Annotated in this window: 2 protein-coding genes, 1 tRNA gene and 1 pseudogene; 1 reads left to right on the forward strand and 3 read right to left on the reverse strand. The window is 42.9% G+C overall.

Annotated elements, in window-relative coordinates:
* Positions 1–146 precede the first annotated feature (146 nt).
* A complete protein-coding gene (locus QUA54_RS34230; RefSeq protein ID WP_333419481.1) occupies positions 147–323 on the reverse strand; it encodes a hypothetical protein in 177 nt (58 codons plus the stop codon).
* Between the two features lie 52 nt (positions 324–375).
* Here QUA54_RS34230 and QUA54_RS34235 point away from each other — a divergent pair.
* Positions 376–531 (forward strand): annotated as a pseudogene (locus tag QUA54_RS34235) (IS630 family transposase); the annotation flags it as partial.
* A 138-nt stretch (positions 532–669) separates the two neighbouring features.
* Here QUA54_RS34235 and QUA54_RS34240 read toward each other — a convergent pair.
* Positions 670–743 (reverse strand) — tRNA-Pro (locus tag QUA54_RS34240).
* Between the two features lie 37 nt (positions 744–780).
* On the reverse strand, positions 781–1,149 hold the full coding sequence (locus QUA54_RS34245) for a DUF1818 family protein (RefSeq protein WP_333419479.1): 369 nt from the start codon (positions 1,147–1,149) through the stop codon (positions 781–783).
* Positions 1,150–1,329 lie beyond the last annotated feature (180 nt).

A 1,329-nucleotide genomic window follows, 5' to 3' on the forward strand; every position in this document is an offset into this window, starting at 1 on the left:
GCGGCAAGCCTATGGCTTTGTCAACTTTGATAACTTTCGGGCGAGGCTATTAGCTTGCTTTTCTAATTAGTTTTGCTTATCACCTTGACTCCAGAAGAGCCTCTTTTGCTCCCCTCAATTTTCGAGGGCTTAATGTTGGGCTTGAATCATGAGGACGGTGGAGTGCTAGAATTCTTGCTAGTTTTTTTGGGAGATGGCTCTGGTTTTGCTTGGTCTGTGGCTGCTAACGCTGCGGTGAGTTTTTGGTTTTCCTCCCATAGATCTACTATCAAGACTTCTTTTGCCTCGTTTGATAGTTGTTTTAGGTCGGGGAGTTTTTCCATTCCTCGATCTAATGTCTATCTTGTCTTTTTGTCAAGGGGGTTGAGCAATTACGTCTGGCCTTCGACAAAAGAATATATTGCAAATCGACTTTTTACATCAATTGAAGAGCTAGAGTATTTATTACATCGCCTATTAAATGAAGGAGAGTTAATTATTAAATGGGGTCGACAAATCAAAAACAAGGGGAATGCGTGTATCACAGTTTAAATGTGCAACAGCTTATCCCAGTTTTATCCCACTTTTTGTCAGAGTATGACATATTCTGTCACCTCTTATTGAGAATGGGTAAGGAACGATTTATCTAGTAAAAATAATGGAATCCTTAGTGTATAAGGATTCCATCTATCGGAGCGGCGGGATTTGAACCCACGACCCCTACTACCCCAAAGTAGTGCGCTACCAAGCTGCGCTACGCCCCGACAGCTTTAATAGCTTAGCATAGAAATCCCTAAAAAGTCAAAAAACTTTTAAAACTTTTGCGGCCTGCACCAAACTCGGAACCGCAGCCGCCGGCCAAAAACCCTCGCACCTCCGACCAGCATTTAAGATCAATTGCACGCTGTAACTTTCGGGATAACCTTCCACCTGCACCCACAGCAAGTCGCTTTCGGCTTCAATGGCGATTTTTTCCTCGTCCATTAACTCAGAGGCCATGTGACTAATTGTGCCGGCTAATTGCCCCAACAATCGGCAAAAATCGTTCAACTCAGCCTCCGTGAGTTCGATCGCCCAACCGTCGCCAGCCACCAAACCCTTAAACTCATCCGCCTCCGGGTTCCATCCCAAACGCCACCCAACACCCGTTTTAATTACACGTTCCACCATTAAGGGATTTTAGATTTTAGATTTTAGATTTTAGATTAGTAGGACTTACCCATAAATACGAAAAAAAACGGGTTTTTTACCTGTGTTAAAGGGTCAACAGCAATATAGCGATCGCAAATGATTTGTAAATCATAAATAATGTATAATGAGGATGTAAACCTAAGTAGGAGTTGAGATGTC

The organism is Microcoleus sp. MOSTC5, from assembly GCF_036701825.1.
Taxonomy (GTDB): domain Bacteria; phylum Cyanobacteriota; class Cyanobacteriia; order Cyanobacteriales; family Microcoleaceae; genus Microcoleus; species Microcoleus asticus.

Bases quoted from the DNA above. Each gene is read 5' to 3' on its own strand.
- QUA54_RS34245 (WP_333419479.1), bottom strand. From the start codon at position 1,149: ATGGTGGAACGTGTAATTAAAACGGGTGTTGGGTGGCGTTTGGGATGG.
- QUA54_RS34230 (WP_333419481.1), bottom strand. From the start codon at position 323: ATGGAAAAACTCCCCGACCTAAAACAACTATCAAACGAGGCAAAAGAA.